Genomic DNA, 15,559 nt, shown 5'->3' with positions numbered 1-15,559 from the left:
GGTCACTGAAACGTGGCGGAGGACGGCAAACAAAAAACACCTCTAAGTAAGAATTACACTTACTCAGAGGTGTTTTAAAATTATTTGTGTTTGATATATCCTTGATCACCAAGAACCTTACGAAGTCCTAACATAGCTGTATAAGTAGCTAAAACGTAAATTTTCTTAGTTGGGATCTTAGGAATTTGTTTAACAAAATCTTCGATTTCAACGGTTTCAATATTCTTGTTCATATCCAAACCGGCAATCTTGAAACGGTAAGTTACATCTTTGACACGTTTACCACCAGTAATAACCAATGGTAGCTTTTCATAGTCGAAGTCTTCGAAGTTAGCGTCCCAGATCCAACTAGTGTCGATACCATCTGCGTAATTAGCATTTAATAAGAAAGCTAATGAGTAAGGATCTTTGTCACTTAAAACAGTTTCAATAACTTGATTCAAACCAACTGGATTCTTAACTAAGATGATGTTGACGTCCTTGTCTCCTACAGTAATTGTTTCTTGACGTCCAAAGACTTTTTCATCATAGGCAAAGGCCTTACGGATCTGTTCCACGCTGATACCCATTTCAGAAGCAATGGCGTAGGCAGCTAAAGCGTTATAGACGTTATATTTACCACCGATGTTCATAGTGAATTTGTTGCCGTCAATTTCAAACTCAGTTTTGTTAGGAAGAAGTGTTGAAATATTTGTAACTTGATACTTCAATTCGCCACGTTTGAAGTTACAGTTAGGACAGAAGTAACTACCCAAGTTAGCGTATGAGATCATATGATAGTGCATGATATGATTACATCTAGGACAAAGGACGCCATCTGTATTGGTAGGTGCTTTGAAATCTTCATTCTCATGACCTTTGTCTGAGAAACCATAGTTGATAACGATGTTAGGAAGCTTCTTAGAAGCAAAGATAGCTGCATCACCGTTGGCAATAACGATAGCGTCAGGTGCTAATTTAATACCATCGAGAATCTTTTGATAAGTTGTATAAATTTCACCATAACGATCCATTTGATCACGGAAAATATTAGTTAGAACGAAGAACTTAGGCTTAATGTATTTACAGATGATAGGAACATTAGCTTCATCAACTTCCAAAACAGCCAAAGGTTTCTTGCTTTTTTTGTGATGAGTAACAAAACTAGTTACAATACCTTGGATCATGTTGGAGCCAGTTGGATTTGTTAAGACATCATCATATTTTTGAACGAGCATCTTATTGATCAAAGATGTAGTCAAAGTTTTACCATTGGTACCAGTTACGACGATCAATTGGTAATCTCTACCAAGACTTTTTAAAATATCAGGATCAATCTTATAAGCAATTTTTCCTGGATATGAAGAACCACCATTGAAAAATTTGCTTAAAATAAAATAAGATGTTTTTCCTGTTAATGTTGCAATACCTGATTTTAATGTCATTATGAAAACCCCAAATTGAATTAATTAAAACAATATTATCATACCTAACAAGTATTTTAAGCGATTTTGTTTGAAAATGAAAAATGTTTAATGTGTTCAAGAGGCAGTTTTTTCGTTATAATTTTGAAGGATATTATTTTGGAGGCGTAAAATTGGCTCAATTATTTTTTAAATACGGTGCTATGAATAGTGGAAAATCGATTGAGATTTTAAAAGTGGCGCATAATTATGAAGAACAGGGTAAGTCGGTTATTTTGATGACAAGCATTATTGATACTCGTTCGGGTACTGGAAAGATACAGAGTCGTATGGGATTAACTCGTCCAGCAATTGCTCTCAAAGATGATTCAGATGTTTTTGAGATCGTGAAGGAAAGAAATCCTGATGCGTCATGTGTATTGATCGATGAATGTGAATTCATGACAAAAGATCAAGTTTTGCAGGCAACAAAAGTGGTTGACGATTTAGGTATTCCCGTCATGGCTTTTGGTCTGAAGAATGATTTTCGTAATGAATTATTCGAAGGTACAAAGTATTTATTGTTATATGCAGATAAATTGGAAGAAATGAAGACTATCTGTTGGTTCTGTACAAAAAAAGCTACAATGAATATGCGTATGTCAAATGGCAAGCCGGTTTTTGAGGGAGAACAAGTTTCAATTGGTGGCAATGAAATGTACTATCCAGTTTGTCGCCGTCATTACAACCATCCTCCAATGCTAGATAATAAATAAGAGAAAGGATTGTTAAGTTGGATAAAATATTTGAACAACTAGAAACGTTGCTTGAAAGATATCAGGAACTCCAAGAATTAATGAGTGACCCTGAAGTTATCAACGATACTAAGCGCTACATGGCTTACTCAAAAGAAGAAGCTGATATGCGTGAAGTCGTTGCTGCTTTCAAGCACTACAAAGAATTAAAGAAGAGTATCAGTGATAGCGATGAGATCTTACGTGAGACTGATGACCCAGAAATGACTGCAATGGCTAAAGAAGAACTGGAGTCTTCTAGAAAAGAGTTGGATGAAGTTGAACACAACATCACTCTTTTGATGCTACCTAAGGACCCTAATGATGATAAGAATATTATCATGGAGATCCGTGGTGCTGCTGGTGGTGATGAAGCCAGTTTATTTGCAGCTGATTTGTTGAGTATGTACAGTAAATATGCTGAAAAACAAGGTTGGACTTTCGATATCATTGATGAAACTGACACTGAAGTTGGTGGATACAAGGATGTCGCTGTCATGATCACAGGTAATAGTGTCTATTCAAAATTGAAGTATGAGAATGGAGCACACCGTGTTCAAAGAATTCCTTCTACTGAATCACAAGGCCGTGTTCACACTTCAACAGCCACAGTTGCTGTTATGCCTGAATATGACGAAGTTGATATTGATATTGACCCTAAAGATATTCGTACTGATGTTTACCGTTCATCTGGTGCTGGTGGTCAGCATATCAATAAGACTTCTTCAGCCGTTCGTATGACCCATTTGCCAACCGGAATTGTTGTTGCTATGCAAGATCAACGTTCACAACAACAAAACCGTCAAAAGGCCATGCAAATTTTGAAATCTCGTGTTTATGATTACTATGAATCACAAAATCAAAGTGAATACGATGAGCAACGTAAGTCAGCCGTTGGTACCGGGGATCGTTCTGAACGAATCAGAACATACAACTATCCTCAAAACCGTGTGACTGATCATCGTATCGGTTTATCTTTGAACAAACTGGATAGAATCATGAATGGCGACCTTGAAGAAATTATCGATGCCTTGATTGTTGACGACCAAACCAAGAAGTTGGAGCAAATTCAAAGTGGAGAAGCTAAGTTATTCTAACGCCCTGAAAAGGGCTTTTTTATTGTTAAAAGAGCAGGATAAGTTTCCAGAAGATGCGCAATACTTAATGGAAGAGTTAAGTGGCTTTAACTATACACAGTTGCAGCTGCATCGAAACGACATCGTGCCAAATGATGTTATGCGTAAATTTCGTGATGGCATCATTAAGCTAGGAATGGATGTCCCAGTTCAATATATCCTAGGCTATGCCTATTTTTTGAATCGTAGTTTTACGGTGAATGAAAATGTTTTGATTCCAAGACAGGATACTGAAGAGATGGTTCAAAAGATCATCGACGACCACAGTGACAAGAATGAATCGATCTGTGACATCGGTACCGGATCAGGAATCATTGCTGTCAGTTTGGGATTGGAATTTCCTGATGATGAGATTTTAGCGACTGATATTTCCGACGAAGCACTCAAAGTGGCTCAACTTAACGCCGATAACTATCAGACTAATAATGTCTATTTTCAACAGAGTGATCTGTTTAAAAAGATTGAACCACAGCAATTTGACGTGATTGTATCTAATCCACCATATATTGCTGAGGACGAAAAAAAGGACATGGATCCAAGTGTTATTAAATATGAGCCCGATTTAGCTTTATATGGAAGAGATAATGGTTTAGAATTCTATGAGAACATTGTAAAGGTAGTCGATAATTATCTTTCGGATCACGGAACTCTTTATATGGAATTTGGATTTAAACAAAAAAATGCAATAAATCAAATTTTTTGTGATAATCTACCCAATTATGTTGTAGAATTTCATAAAGATATGAGTGGTAATTATCGATATCTAAAAGCTAAAAAGGAGATGTAGTATTGGAAACTGAGATACTCGAGAGTACACAGATTCAAGAGGCTGCAGACTTCTTAGCCGATGGACAGTTAGTGGCTTTTCCCACAGAAACTGTTTACGGCTTAGGAGCTGACGCAACAAGACCTGATGTAGTCAAAGAGGTTTATGCTGCTAAAGGACGTCCAAGTGATAATCCTTTGATAGTACATGTTTCGGGACCAGAGATGGTTTGGGAATATGCCGACAACAGTTACAAACCATTGGCGGAAAAACTAATGAAAGCATTTTGGCCAGGTCCTTTGACAATTATTATGCCAATTCAACCCGGTAAACTTTCAAAAGCTGTCACAGGTGGTTTAACAACTGCTGCTTTTCGTATGCCTAAGAATACAGCAACATTGAACCTGATCAAGACTTTTGGCAAACCAATTGTTGGTCCTTCCGCTAATACTAGTGGGAAACCTAGTCCAACTTTGGCTAAGCATGTTTATCATGATTTACATGGTAAAATTGCAGCTATTTTGGACGACGGACCAACTAAGATCGGTGTTGAGTCAACGGTAATCGACTTATCTGTTGACGTTCCAACAATTTTGAGACCAGGGATGATAACGGATAAGGACCTTTTGAAGGTCATTGACAACGTTAATAGTGATCACCATAAGGTCAAAGCCGGTGAGGTTCCAAAGGCACCAGGGATGAAATACAAGCACTACGCACCAAGTGCTCAAGTTATTATTGTCGATGATAAGAATGACTTTAAACAAGCAATTGCACAATACCAAGCTAAGGATGTTCCAATGGGCGTCATGGCAGTGGATGAAATTTTGCAAGAAGTACCAGCTGGAATCAAGACCTTCTCTTTAGGAAATGATGTCATTAGTGCTTCGAGGGATCTATTTGCTGGCTTACGCCAATTAGATGCTGATCATGTTAAATTCATTCTTGCTCAAGGCTTCCCAGATGCAGATCATGGTGAGGCATATAGTAATCGTTTGAACAAATCAGCAGGTAACACACATTATAAAAACTAAGGAGACAGAAAATGTCTAAATTTACAGTATTGAACCACCCTTTAATTCAACACAAATTAACAATTATCAGAAATAAGAATACTGGTACTAAAGTATTCCGTGAAGTTGCTAATGAAATTGGTGAATTGATGGTTTATGAAATTACAAGAGACTTACCTCTAAAAGACGTTGTCGTTGAAACACCAATGGGCAAATCAACACAAAAGGTACTTGCAGGTAAGAAGCTTGCCGTTATTCCTATTTTACGTGCTGGTTTAGGCATGGTTGATGGTGTTCTTGAATTGATTCCAGCTGCTAAAGTTGGTCATATCGGAATGTATCGTGACGAACAAACTTTGAAACCACATGAATACTTTGTAAAGCTTCCTAGTGACATCGATCAACGTGAATTGTTCATTGTTGACCCAATGCTTGCTACTGGTGGTTCTGCAAATATGGCCATTGATGCATTGAAAAAACGTGGTGCTAAACATATGCGTCTAGTTGTTCTAGTTGCTGCTCCAGAAGGTGTTAAAGCCGTTCAGGAAGCACATCCAGACGTTGACATCTATGCAGCTTCACTAGATGAAAAGATTACAGATAGTGGTTATATCTTCCCAGGATTAGGTGATGCTGGTGATAGATTATTTGGGACAAAATAGTAATTTCATTGTTTGAATATATAAAATTTAGTGTTATTATTTTGTAGTATCAATTGTTTTCAATAAGCAAAGAAAGGAGGGTTATTATTGGATGATAAGTATAAGTTTATTGATTTCTTAGGGTTAAGATTCAATGTTGCAAATGACTTATCAGTTCTTATCTCTGCAATCCTTGTTTTCATTTTGGTCTTTGCATTATCACGAAAGATCACAATGAGGCCAGGTAAGGCACAGAATGTACTCGAATGGATGATTGATTTTACAAATGGTATTGTAAAATCAGCAATGCCTGATGGGTCTGGTAGACGCTTTAACCTTTACGCGTTTGTATTATTCCTATTTATTTTCGTATCAAATCAATTAGGATTGTTTTTCCAACTAAAGGTTGGAGGTTTCACATATGTTAAGTCACCAACGTCTAATCCACTAATTACAATGGGACTCGCTACGATTTCATTGTTGCTTTCACACTACTATGCTGTGAAGAAATTTGGATTTGGCGGTTACTTATCCAATTATGCGAGACCGGTAAAGTTCTTACTACCAATTAACCTTCTGGAAGAGTTTACAAACTTCCTGACATTGTCACTTCGTCTTTACGGTAATATATTTGCCGGTGAAGTACTTCTTGCACTTATTGGAACTGTTGCAAAAAGCGTTGGCGCTGTTACATTCGTCGCAGCAATACCATTAGCTATGGTATGGCAAGGCTTTTCTGTATTTATTGGAGCCATCCAAGCGTATGTATTTACCACATTGTCTATGGTCTATATTTCACGTAAACTGGAACAAGAATAACTTTTATTGGAGGAATTTTTAATTATGAAAGATATTGCGGCAGCTCTTGCAGCTGGTATCGCTGCTCTTGGAGCATCAATCGGTAACGGACTTGTTATTTCAAAGACTCTTGAAGGTATGGCCCGTCAACCAGAAGTAGCTGACAAACTAAGAGGAACAATGTTCATCGGTGTTGGTCTTATCGAAGCTGTTCCTATCATTGCTATTGCTATTGCGTTCGTTATTCTTTTCGTTTAATACATATGATGATTCGGCGATAAATTGACATCGCCTTTTTTATGTGTGTATTTATTTGAGAGGAAGGAGTGAAGAATATTGGCAGGTTTATTAGTTCTCGGAGCTAATCAAGTAGCTTTGGGTGACATGCTTTTCATTCTTGTTTCTTTCATCATTTTGGCACTTGCGGTTAAGCACTTTGCTTGGGGTCCGATTACAAAAATGATGGATGCCAGATCTGAAAAGATCACTGGTGATTTGGATTATGCGGATCAAGAACGTGCTCGTGCTAAAAAGTTGGCTCAAGAACGTGAAGATGCACTTAAAAATTCACGTGCTGAAGCAGTCGGAATTGTTAATAAGGCTAAAGAAAGTGGAGAGACTCAAAAGAAGTCTATCCTAACTGAAGCCCATGGCGAAGCTGAAGAAGTAAGACAAAGAGCTAAATCTGATGCTGAAAAAGCTAAACAAGATGCTATGGCTGGAGCACAAAAGGACATAGCAAACTTATCTTTGGAAATTGCTTCTAAAGTTATTTCTAAAGAGCTTAATGCTGACGATCAAAAGTCACTAATCGACTCTTATATTAAGGAGTTGACGGTTAATGAAACTAAGTAATAAGCAAGTGGGAAAACGCTATAGTAAGGCACTTTACGAAGTTGCCGAAGAACAAAAGTCTGTAGAAGAAATGCTCGAAGATCTAAAAGCTTTGAAGCAAGTTTATGAACAAAATCCAGGTTTGGGTTTTGCTTTAGCAGGCCGTTCTATTTCTCGCACTGAAAAGCTTAAAATCTTGGATACATTAAAGGGTCAATTTGGTCCTTTGATGCAAGATTTCTTAGGTTTAGTGTTTGATAACAATCGTATGGATTGTGTCATTGACATTGCTGATGCTTTCATCGAAAGATATGATGAAGTTAATGGAATTGTTGAAGCAACAGTTACAACAGCAATTGATTTGGATGAAGCACAAGCTAAGAATCTTGAATCCGTGATTAAAAAGAGATTTTCAGTAAATGAAGTAAATTTAACGAAAATAGTTGATTCAAATATCATTGGTGGCGTTATAATCCGTGTTGGAGACCAAGTTGTCGATGGTAGTGTTGTTAAGAAATTTAACGATATTAAGAACATGCTATTAGTTAATAATTAATTCGAGGTGAAAAGAATGAGCATCAAAACTGAAGAGATTAGTTCGCTGATCAAAGAACAGTTAAAGAACTATAAAAATGAACTCTCAGTTGATGAAGTAGGTACAGTTACATACGTCGGTGATGGTATTGCTCGTGCTAATGGCCTTGAAAATGCTATGGCTAGTGAGTTACTTGAATTCCAAGACGGTACTTTTGGTGTGGCTCAAAACCTTGAAAGTGATGATGTTGGTATCATTATTTTAGGTAATTACGATAAGATCCGTGAAGGCGATACTGTTAAGAGAACAGGTCGTATCATGGAAGTTCCCGTCGGTGATGCGATGGTTGGACGTGTCGTTAATTCTTTGGGTCAACCTGTTGATGGTCTTGGAGAAATCAAGACTGACAAGACAAGACCTATTGAGTCACCTGCACCCGGTGTTATGCAACGTAAGTCAGTTTTCGAACCTCTACAAACAGGTTTGAAATCCGTTGACTCACTTGTTCCTATTGGTCGTGGTCAACGTGAGTTGATCATCGGTGACCGTAAAACTGGTAAGACATCAATTGCTATCGATACTATTCTTAATCAAAAAGATCAAGATATGATTTGTATCTATGTCGCAATTGGTCAAAAGGAATCAACAATTAGAGCCCAAGTTGAAACCTTAAGAAAGCATGGCGCAATGGATTACACAATCGTTGTTGAAGCTGGTCCTAGTCAACCAGCACCTATGCTTTACTTTGCACCATATGCTGGTGCTGCAATGGGTGAATATTTCATGTACAATGGCAAGCATGTTTTGATTGTCTATGATGATTTAAGCAAGCAAGCTAATGCCTACCGTGAAATTTCGCTATTGCTTCGTAGACCACCTGGGCGTGAAGCATATCCTGGTGATGTTTTCTACTTGCATTCACGTTTGCTAGAACGTGCTGCTAAGTTGAGTGACGATTTAGGTGGCGGTTCAATGACTGCTTTGCCTATCGTTGAAACACAAGCCGGTGATGTGTCAGCCTATATTCCAACTAACGTTATTTCCATCACTGATGGACAGATTTTCTTGAGTAGTGATATGTTCCACTCAGGTACACGTCCAGCTATCGATGCTGGTACATCTGTTTCTCGTGTTGGTGGGGATGCCCAAATTAAGGCTATGAAGAAGGTTGCTGGTACTTTACGTCTAGATCTTTCTTCATATCATGAATTGGAATCATTCGCTCAATTCGGTTCAGATCTTGATGAAGCTACAAAGGCAAAACTAGACCGTGGACGTCGTACAGAGGAAGTTCTAAAACAACCAGTACACTCCCCAGTTCCTGTTCAAAAACAAGTTTTGATTTTGTTTGCTTTAACAAGAGGATTCTTAGATAAAATCAATGTTGATGATATCAAAGAATATGAAGCTTCACTTTCTGAATACTTCGATGCAAACCATTCAGATCTTTTACAAACAATCAAAGATAAAGGTACATTACCTGATGAAGATACCCTTAAGTCAGCTGTAGATGAATTTACAGAAAACTTCTTGGCTTCAAAATCAGATTCAGATAGCAAGCAAGAAAAATAATACAGGAGGTTTAAATAATGGCTGAGTCCCTTATGGATATTAAAAGAAGAATTTCTTCTACTAAGAAAACCGGTCAAATAACTAAGGCCATGCAAATGGTCTCTGGTGCTAAACTCTCTCGTATTGAAAAGAAATCTATTGCTTATCAATTGTATGAAAAAAAGGTTGAAGATATTGTTAGACATTTAACAGCTGCTGATGTGTTTAAAGAATTATCTGTTGCAGATGATTCCACTGATCCGTTGAGTCTAAACAGTCTTCTAAAAGTTCGTGAAGTCAAAAAGACTGCCTATGTTGTCATTACAAGTGACCGTGGTCTTGTTGGTGGATACAATAGTAATATCTTAAAAGCAATGATGGATCTTTTCCAAAAGAAATATCATGGTGATAAGAGTAAATTTACTATCATTTCCTTAGGTACAACTGGTACTGAATTTTTCAAAGCACGTGGCTTTGACGTTGCTTACGAATATACAGGTTTACCTGATATTCCAACTGTTGAAGACATTACACCAATCATGAAAACAATTTTGCAAATGTATCAAGCTGAATTGTTTGATGAAATTGACATTTGTCATAATCATCACGTTAATTCATTAGTTTCTAAGTTTGTAACTCAAAAACTTTTGCCATTAACTGAACCTGATGATGTTAGTGCTGAAGAACAACAAGTTGCTAGCGAATACATCACAGAACCAAACCCTAAAGCAGTTCTATCTGCAATTGTGCCTCAATATATTGAGTGTTTAGTTTTAGGAGCAATGATGGATGCAAAAACAGCAGAGCATGCTGCTTCTGTAACAGCTATGAAGAGTGCTAGTGATAATGCTGATGACCTTATTGCAGGTTTATCATTACATTACAACCGTGCTCGTCAGGCTCAAATTACTACAGAGATCACTGAAATTATCGGTGGTGCTGCTGCACTTGAATAGTTTAGAAAGGAGCCAAATTAATGAGTAGCAAAGGTAAAGTTATTCAGGTAATCGGTCCGGTTGTCGATGTTGAGTTTGCCATTGATGGAGACTTACCAGAGATCAACGACGCTTTGAAAGTTAAGAAAAGCGACGGATCAGAGATTACCCTTGAAGTTGCTCTAGAACTAGGTGATGGCGCCTTGCGTGCTATTTCTATGAGTTCTACTGATGGACTTCAAAGAGGTGCTGAAGTTATTAACACAGCCGGTCCTATTTCTGTACCAGTTGGTAAAGAAACATTGGGTCGTGTGTTTAATGTCTTAGGTGAATCAATCGATGGAGGTAAGGAATTTCCTGCTGACTTCCCAAGAAACAGTATTCACCGTGCTGCACCTGCTTATGATCAATTAAATACATCAACTGAAATTCTTGAAACAGGTATCAAAGTTATCGATCTACTCGAACCTTACGTTCGTGGTGGTAAGGTTGGTTTGTTCGGTGGTGCCGGTGTTGGTAAAACCGTTCTAATTCAAGAGTTAATCCATAATATCGCCGAAGAGCATGGTGGTATTTCAGTATTTACTGGTGTTGGTGAAAGAACACGTGAAGGTAATGACCTCTATTACGAAATGAAGGAATCCGGTGTTCTTTCTAAAACAGCCATGGTTTATGGTCAAATGAACGAATCACCTGGTGCTCGTATGCGTGTTGCCTTAACAGGTTTGACAATTGCTGAGTACTTCCGTGATGTTGAAGGACAAGATGTTCTATTGTTTATCGATAACATCTTTAGATTTACACAAGCTGGTTCAGAAGTTTCTGCCTTGCTTGGTCGTATGCCTTCAGCCGTTGGTTATCAACCAACATTGGCTACAGAAATGGGTCAATTGCAAGAAAGAATCACTTCTACTAAGAAGGGTTCAATTACTTCAATTCAAGCCGTTTATGTTCCTGCCGATGATTATACTGATCCTGCTCCTGCTACAACCTTCGCCCATTTGGATGCTACAACTAACTTGGAACGTAGATTGACACAACAAGGTATTTATCCAGCCGTTGATCCTTTGGCATCATCATCATCTGCTCTTGATCCCGACGTTGTCGGACAAGAACACTATGATGTTGCAACTCAGGTCCAAGAAGTTCTTCAAAGATATCATGAACTTCAAGATATTATTTCTATCTTGGGTATGGATGAATTATCTGACGAAGAAAAGACTGTTGTTGCTCGTGCAAGACGTATTCAATTCTTCTTGTCACAAAACTTCAGTGTTGCTGAACAATTTACTGGTGTGCCTGGATCATACGTCCCAGTTGAGGAAACTGTTAAAGATTTCCGTGCTATCTTAGATGGTAAATATGATGATGTTCCTGAAGATGCCTTCAATGGTGTTGGTGGAATTGATGATGTTTTAGCTAAGGCTAAGAAGATGGGCTGGACACCAGCTGATGAACAAAACGACGATGACGACGCTACTCAAGCAGTTGCCAATTAACAGAAGGAGGAAATGATATGGCTGGTAATATTATGAAGGTCAATATTGTTACTCCTGATGGTGTTGTTTACGACCATCATGCAAAACTCGTTGTCTTGAGTACCATTGATGGTGAAATTGGTGTCATGGCACACCATGCCCCAATTATTGCCCCATTGGTCATTGATGAAGTTCGTGTCCGTCGTGTCGACAAACCTCACCATGAAGACTCAATTGCTGTAAATGGCGGGTTCTTGGAGTTTAGTAATGATCTAGTATCGATCGTGGCTAATAGTGCCGAAAGAGCTAGAGATATTGATTTAAGACGTGCCGAATATGCTAAGCAAAGAGCTGAAGATACCATTAAAGTTGCTGAACAAAAACACAACATTGATGAGTTGGCTCGTGCACAAGTATCCTTACGTAAGGCTATTAACAGAATTAACGTAAGCTCACATCGTAATTAATATGTAATTAATAAAGACTGAGGAAACTCAGTCTTTTTTTGTACCTTTCTCTAATTTGAAAAGAGCGGGGAGAGTGAAGTTTCCCGTCTTCCACAAGAATTGGGAATGCCTTGGAACGCCGTGGGCGCGACTTGGAGCTAATTATTTTACACTTTGTGCAAAATAATGGATCTTCAAGCTCGTCCTCATTGTAAGTAGCAAGCTACTAACAATGATTTCACGGCTGAAGGCATTCCCAATTCTTGTTCCAGACTAAACAGTACTTTGCCTATTTGGTTAGAAATTATATTTTGGAATCAAAAAACATTTTTGCCATACAAACGATTTAACGGATTTCGGTACTTAACTATTTAAAAGTTTCATAGTCAATTATATGGTGAATCTAAAAATGATAGTGTCCACAGCGTTTCAGACCGATCGGGCTTGTTGTGGAAGACGGCATATTTAGCAAATAGGAAGGGCCTTTTCTCTTAAATTAATTTAAAGTATTTGATATGTATTAATATAGGCATTAATAAAATGTTATTATTTAGAAAAGTGAGGTTTATAAAATGACAAACTTAGGAATAAATGCAATAATTACGCTTGTAAGCCATATCATTTTCATATGGATCAGTTTTAATGCTTTACAAGCAGTAGATTGGAAAAAGATATATAACAAAACCAATCCTAAAATGTTACAATTACTTGTAGCGTTTATTGCAATCGCTCTAGGTTACACTGTAAGTTCATTTTTCATGAGCATATTTAGTTTAGCCCGGAATATAAACTTGCTTTTTTAAATGATTCTAGGTTTTGGAGGAGAATATTGTGCAACAAATAATCGTAAATGGACCTACGCAATTAAAGGGAAATGTAAGAATTGAAGGTGCGAAGAATGCTGCCTTACCAATTTTGGCAGCGACTATCCTAGCATCAAAAGGAAAAACCTCTTTGACAAATATCCCTCCGTTATCAGATGTAATTACAATGTCTAAGGTTTTAAAAGCTTTGGATGCAAATGTTTCATATGATGAAGTTGATGAAGTATTAACGGTCGATACAAGTGAAGGAACTTCCACTACGGCTCCCGAAGACCTAGTTGATAAAATGCGTGCTTCCATTGTCGTCTTAGGACCATTGTTAGCTAGAAATAAAGAAGCCCACGTTGCTATGCCTGGTGGCTGTGCAATTGGTTCTAGACCCATAGATTTACATATTAAGGGTCTTGAAGCTATGGGTGCTAAGTTTAAACAAAATGGTGGCTACATTGATGCCACAACTGACGGATTACATGGTGCTAATATTTATTTAGATTTTCCAAGTGTCGGAGCTACTCAAAATATTATGATGGCTGCTACATTGGCTGATGGTGAAACAACTATCGACAATGCCGCTAGAGAGCCTGAAATTGTTGATCTAGCTAATGTTTTAAGTAAAATGGGTGCAGATGTTACAGGAGCTGGTACTAATACAGTTCGTATCACCGGTGTATCTAGTTTACATGGCTGTGAACATTCAATTATGCAAGACAGAATCGAAGCTGGTACATTTATGGTAGCCGCTGCAGTTACGAATGGTGATATTTTCATCAAAGATGCAGTCGCTGCACATAATCGTCCATTGATATCTAAATTGATTGAAATGGGTGTTAAGATTGATGAAAATGATGAAGGTATTAGAATTACCGGATCTAATCAATTGAAACCAGTTGATGTTAAGACAATGCCTCATCCTGGTTTCCCAACTGATATGCAAGCTCAAATGACTTTGGCTCAATTATTGAGTGTGGGAACAACCGTTATGACGGAAACAGTCTTTGAAAATAGATTTATGCACTTCCCAGAATTTGGGAAGATGAAGGCCGATTATAAGATTGAGGGAAATTCAGTTATTATGTTCGGACCTGCACAATTGAGTGGTGCTAATGTTGCTGCTACCGACTTACGTGCCGCTGCGGCATTGGTATTAGCAGGATTAGTTGCTGAGGGCGAGACAAGAGTTTCTAACCTTCAATATTTGGATCGAGGATATTATCATTTTACTGAGAAGTTAAGAGACTTAGGTGCTAACATAAGACGTGTAGCAATCGATGAATCAGGTCGAGAAAGTTTAGTATTGAATACAATACCAAGTGTTACAAAATTGGCTTAAAGTTGACTTAAGGAAGTGGAATTTCCACTTTCTTTTTTTATTGGCAATTTAATGATTGAGCTGGTTATGATATACTTTTTGTGTTTAGATTTTGGAGGATATAGTATGTCGAAATATCTAGGAATTGATTTGGGTACAGCAAATGTACTTATTGATGTAAAAGGAGAGGGAATTGTCTTAAATGAACCCTCTGTCGTAGCAATTAATACGAATAATAATGATGTTGTAGCTGTTGGTAAGGATGCCTATATGATGGTTGGTAGAACACCAGCTAACATTAAGGCTATCCGTCCATTGAAAGATGGTGTAATAGCTGACTTTGATATTACTGAAAAAATGCTTCAGTATTTCATTGATAAATTGAATATGAGAAGTCGCTTTGCTAAACCAACAATTATGATCTGCGCACCTACCAACGTTACACCGGTAGAACAAAAATCTATCATTGAGGCCGCTGAACAAGCTGGTGGTGGTAAAGTTTATTTACAACTTGAACCTAAAGTTGCTGCAGTTGGTGCAGGTCTTGATATCTTTAAACCACAAGGAAATATGGTTATTGATATCGGTGGTGGTACTAGTGATATTGCCGTTATTTCAATGGGAGATATCGTTACAAGCCGTTCATTACGCTTTGCGGGTGATAAGATGACAGGTGCCATCCAAGCTTATGTGAAGCAAAACCATAGCCTTATCATAGGTGAAAGAACTGCTGAGCAAATTAAGATGGAAATTGGTTGTGTCATGGATGCTGATGAGAGTAAGACATTCTCTGCTAGCGGAATTGACATTGTTACTGGTTTGCCTAAAGAAATTACGATCAATGAATTAGAGGTCCAAAATGCTTTATCTGATGGTGTAGAACAAATTGTTGACGCCGCCAGAAATGTTTTGGAACAAACACCTCCTGAATTGTCTGGTGATATTATTGATCGTGGTATTATGTTAACTGGTGGTGGAGCTTTATTGAAGAACCTTGATAAACTCCTTTCCGAGAAGTTGCAAGTACCTGTACTTTTGACAGATAGTCCACTTGACTCAGTTGCCTTGGGTACTGGTGTTTTATTAGAGAACATCGAAAAACATAAAAAATACTAGG

At 37.8% G+C, this 15,559-nt stretch carries 17 protein-coding genes; 16 read left to right on the top strand and 1 reads right to left on the bottom strand.

What is annotated here, in order from left to right:
* Window positions 1–80: 80 nt before the first annotated feature.
* On the bottom strand, window positions 81–1,424 hold the full coding sequence (locus U8526_RS10235; RefSeq protein WP_334341864.1) for a Mur ligase family protein: 1,344 nt from the start codon (window positions 1,422–1,424) through the stop codon (window positions 81–83).
* A 152-nt stretch (window positions 1,425–1,576) separates the two neighbouring features.
* On the opposite strand from U8526_RS10235, the gene U8526_RS10230 reads away from it, so the two are divergent.
* The 16 genes from U8526_RS10230 (at window position 1,577) to U8526_RS10155 (ending at window position 15,558) form a co-directional block, all read left to right on the top strand.
* Window positions 1,577–2,158, top strand: coding sequence for a thymidine kinase (locus U8526_RS10230; RefSeq protein WP_334341863.1), 582 nt, complete (start codon window positions 1,577–1,579; stop codon window positions 2,156–2,158).
* Window positions 2,159–2,175: 17 nt separating this feature from the next.
* On the top strand, window positions 2,176–3,273 hold the full coding sequence (gene prfA / locus U8526_RS10225) for a peptide chain release factor 1 (RefSeq protein WP_334341862.1): 1,098 nt from the start codon (window positions 2,176–2,178) through the stop codon (window positions 3,271–3,273).
* Window positions 3,251–4,099 (top strand): peptide chain release factor N(5)-glutamine methyltransferase, encoded by an 849-nt coding sequence (gene prmC, locus U8526_RS10220; protein ID WP_334341861.1) that lies wholly within the window; start codon window positions 3,251–3,253, stop codon window positions 4,097–4,099. The genes prfA and prmC overlap by 23 nt, the downstream gene beginning before the upstream one ends.
* Window positions 4,100–4,101: 2 nt before the next feature.
* Window positions 4,102–5,112: an L-threonylcarbamoyladenylate synthase gene (locus tag U8526_RS10215; protein ID WP_334341860.1), complete on the top strand. Its 1,011-nt coding sequence runs from the start codon at window positions 4,102–4,104 to the stop codon at window positions 5,110–5,112.
* Between the two features lie 11 nt (window positions 5,113–5,123).
* Window positions 5,124–5,753, top strand: coding sequence for a uracil phosphoribosyltransferase (upp, locus tag U8526_RS10210; RefSeq protein WP_056951997.1), 630 nt, complete (start codon window positions 5,124–5,126; stop codon window positions 5,751–5,753).
* Between the two features lie 87 nt (window positions 5,754–5,840).
* The gene (gene atpB, locus U8526_RS10205; RefSeq protein ID WP_334341859.1) at window positions 5,841–6,551 is read left to right on the top strand and encodes a F0F1 ATP synthase subunit A; all 711 of its coding nucleotides are present in this window, start codon (window positions 5,841–5,843) and stop codon (window positions 6,549–6,551) included.
* A gap of 24 nt (window positions 6,552–6,575) precedes the next feature.
* Window positions 6,576–6,788: a F0F1 ATP synthase subunit C gene (gene atpE / locus U8526_RS10200; RefSeq protein ID WP_010020175.1), complete on the top strand. Its 213-nt coding sequence runs from the start codon at window positions 6,576–6,578 to the stop codon at window positions 6,786–6,788.
* Between the two features lie 75 nt (window positions 6,789–6,863).
* Window positions 6,864–7,385 (top strand): F0F1 ATP synthase subunit B, encoded by a 522-nt coding sequence (atpF, locus tag U8526_RS10195; protein ID WP_442886245.1) that lies wholly within the window; start codon window positions 6,864–6,866, stop codon window positions 7,383–7,385.
* Window positions 7,372–7,920 (top strand): ATP synthase F1 subunit delta, encoded by a 549-nt coding sequence (gene atpH, locus U8526_RS10190; protein ID WP_334341857.1) that lies wholly within the window; start codon window positions 7,372–7,374, stop codon window positions 7,918–7,920. The genes atpF and atpH overlap by 14 nt, the downstream gene beginning before the upstream one ends.
* A 15-nt stretch (window positions 7,921–7,935) precedes the next feature.
* Window positions 7,936–9,471, top strand: coding sequence for a F0F1 ATP synthase subunit alpha (gene atpA, locus U8526_RS10185; protein ID WP_334341856.1), 1,536 nt, complete (start codon window positions 7,936–7,938; stop codon window positions 9,469–9,471).
* A 17-nt stretch (window positions 9,472–9,488) separates the two neighbouring features.
* Entirely contained in the window at window positions 9,489–10,406 is a 918-nt protein-coding gene (locus tag U8526_RS10180) for a F0F1 ATP synthase subunit gamma (protein ID WP_334341855.1), read from the top strand.
* A 20-nt stretch (window positions 10,407–10,426) separates the two neighbouring features.
* Window positions 10,427–11,884 (top strand): F0F1 ATP synthase subunit beta, encoded by a 1,458-nt coding sequence (gene atpD, locus U8526_RS10175; protein ID WP_334341854.1) that lies wholly within the window; start codon window positions 10,427–10,429, stop codon window positions 11,882–11,884.
* A 17-nt stretch (window positions 11,885–11,901) separates the two neighbouring features.
* Window positions 11,902–12,330 (top strand): F0F1 ATP synthase subunit epsilon, encoded by a 429-nt coding sequence (locus tag U8526_RS10170; RefSeq protein ID WP_334341853.1) that lies wholly within the window; start codon window positions 11,902–11,904, stop codon window positions 12,328–12,330.
* A gap of 551 nt (window positions 12,331–12,881) precedes the next feature.
* Complete coding sequence (locus tag U8526_RS10165; protein ID WP_334341852.1) at window positions 12,882–13,112, top strand: DUF1146 family protein; 231 nt, start codon at window positions 12,882–12,884, stop codon at window positions 13,110–13,112.
* 28 nt (window positions 13,113–13,140) lie between these two features.
* Entirely contained in the window at window positions 13,141–14,463 is a 1,323-nt protein-coding gene (gene murA, locus U8526_RS10160) for a UDP-N-acetylglucosamine 1-carboxyvinyltransferase (protein WP_334341851.1), read from the top strand.
* Between the two features lie 105 nt (window positions 14,464–14,568).
* Complete coding sequence (locus U8526_RS10155; RefSeq protein ID WP_334341850.1) at window positions 14,569–15,558, top strand: rod shape-determining protein; 990 nt, start codon at window positions 14,569–14,571, stop codon at window positions 15,556–15,558.
* The last annotated feature ends 1 nt before the right edge of the window (window position 15,559 follow it).

Origin of the sequence: Companilactobacillus sp. HBUAS56275, from assembly GCF_036913655.1 — a bacterium.
Classification (GTDB): domain Bacteria; phylum Bacillota; class Bacilli; order Lactobacillales; family Lactobacillaceae; genus Companilactobacillus; species Companilactobacillus pullicola.
This window is presented reverse-complemented; position numbering and strand designations above follow the sequence as displayed.

Excerpts from the sequence above, each read along its gene's own strand:
- U8526_RS10235 (WP_334341864.1), bottom strand. The coding sequence starts at position 1,424 with ATGACATTAAAATCAGGTATTGCAACATTAACAGGAAAAACATCTTAT.
- upp (WP_056951997.1), top strand. The coding sequence starts at position 5,124 with ATGTCTAAATTTACAGTATTGAACCACCCTTTAATTCAACACAAATTA.
- atpE (WP_010020175.1), top strand. The coding sequence starts at position 6,576 with ATGAAAGATATTGCGGCAGCTCTTGCAGCTGGTATCGCTGCTCTTGGA.
- atpH (WP_334341857.1), top strand. The coding sequence starts at position 7,372 with ATGAAACTAAGTAATAAGCAAGTGGGAAAACGCTATAGTAAGGCACTT.
- atpA (WP_334341856.1), top strand. The coding sequence starts at position 7,936 with ATGAGCATCAAAACTGAAGAGATTAGTTCGCTGATCAAAGAACAGTTA.
- U8526_RS10180 (WP_334341855.1), top strand. The coding sequence starts at position 9,489 with ATGGCTGAGTCCCTTATGGATATTAAAAGAAGAATTTCTTCTACTAAG.
- atpD (WP_334341854.1), top strand. The coding sequence starts at position 10,427 with ATGAGTAGCAAAGGTAAAGTTATTCAGGTAATCGGTCCGGTTGTCGAT.
- U8526_RS10170 (WP_334341853.1), top strand. The coding sequence starts at position 11,902 with ATGGCTGGTAATATTATGAAGGTCAATATTGTTACTCCTGATGGTGTT.
- U8526_RS10165 (WP_334341852.1), top strand. The coding sequence starts at position 12,882 with ATGACAAACTTAGGAATAAATGCAATAATTACGCTTGTAAGCCATATC.
- U8526_RS10155 (WP_334341850.1), top strand. The coding sequence starts at position 14,569 with ATGTCGAAATATCTAGGAATTGATTTGGGTACAGCAAATGTACTTATT.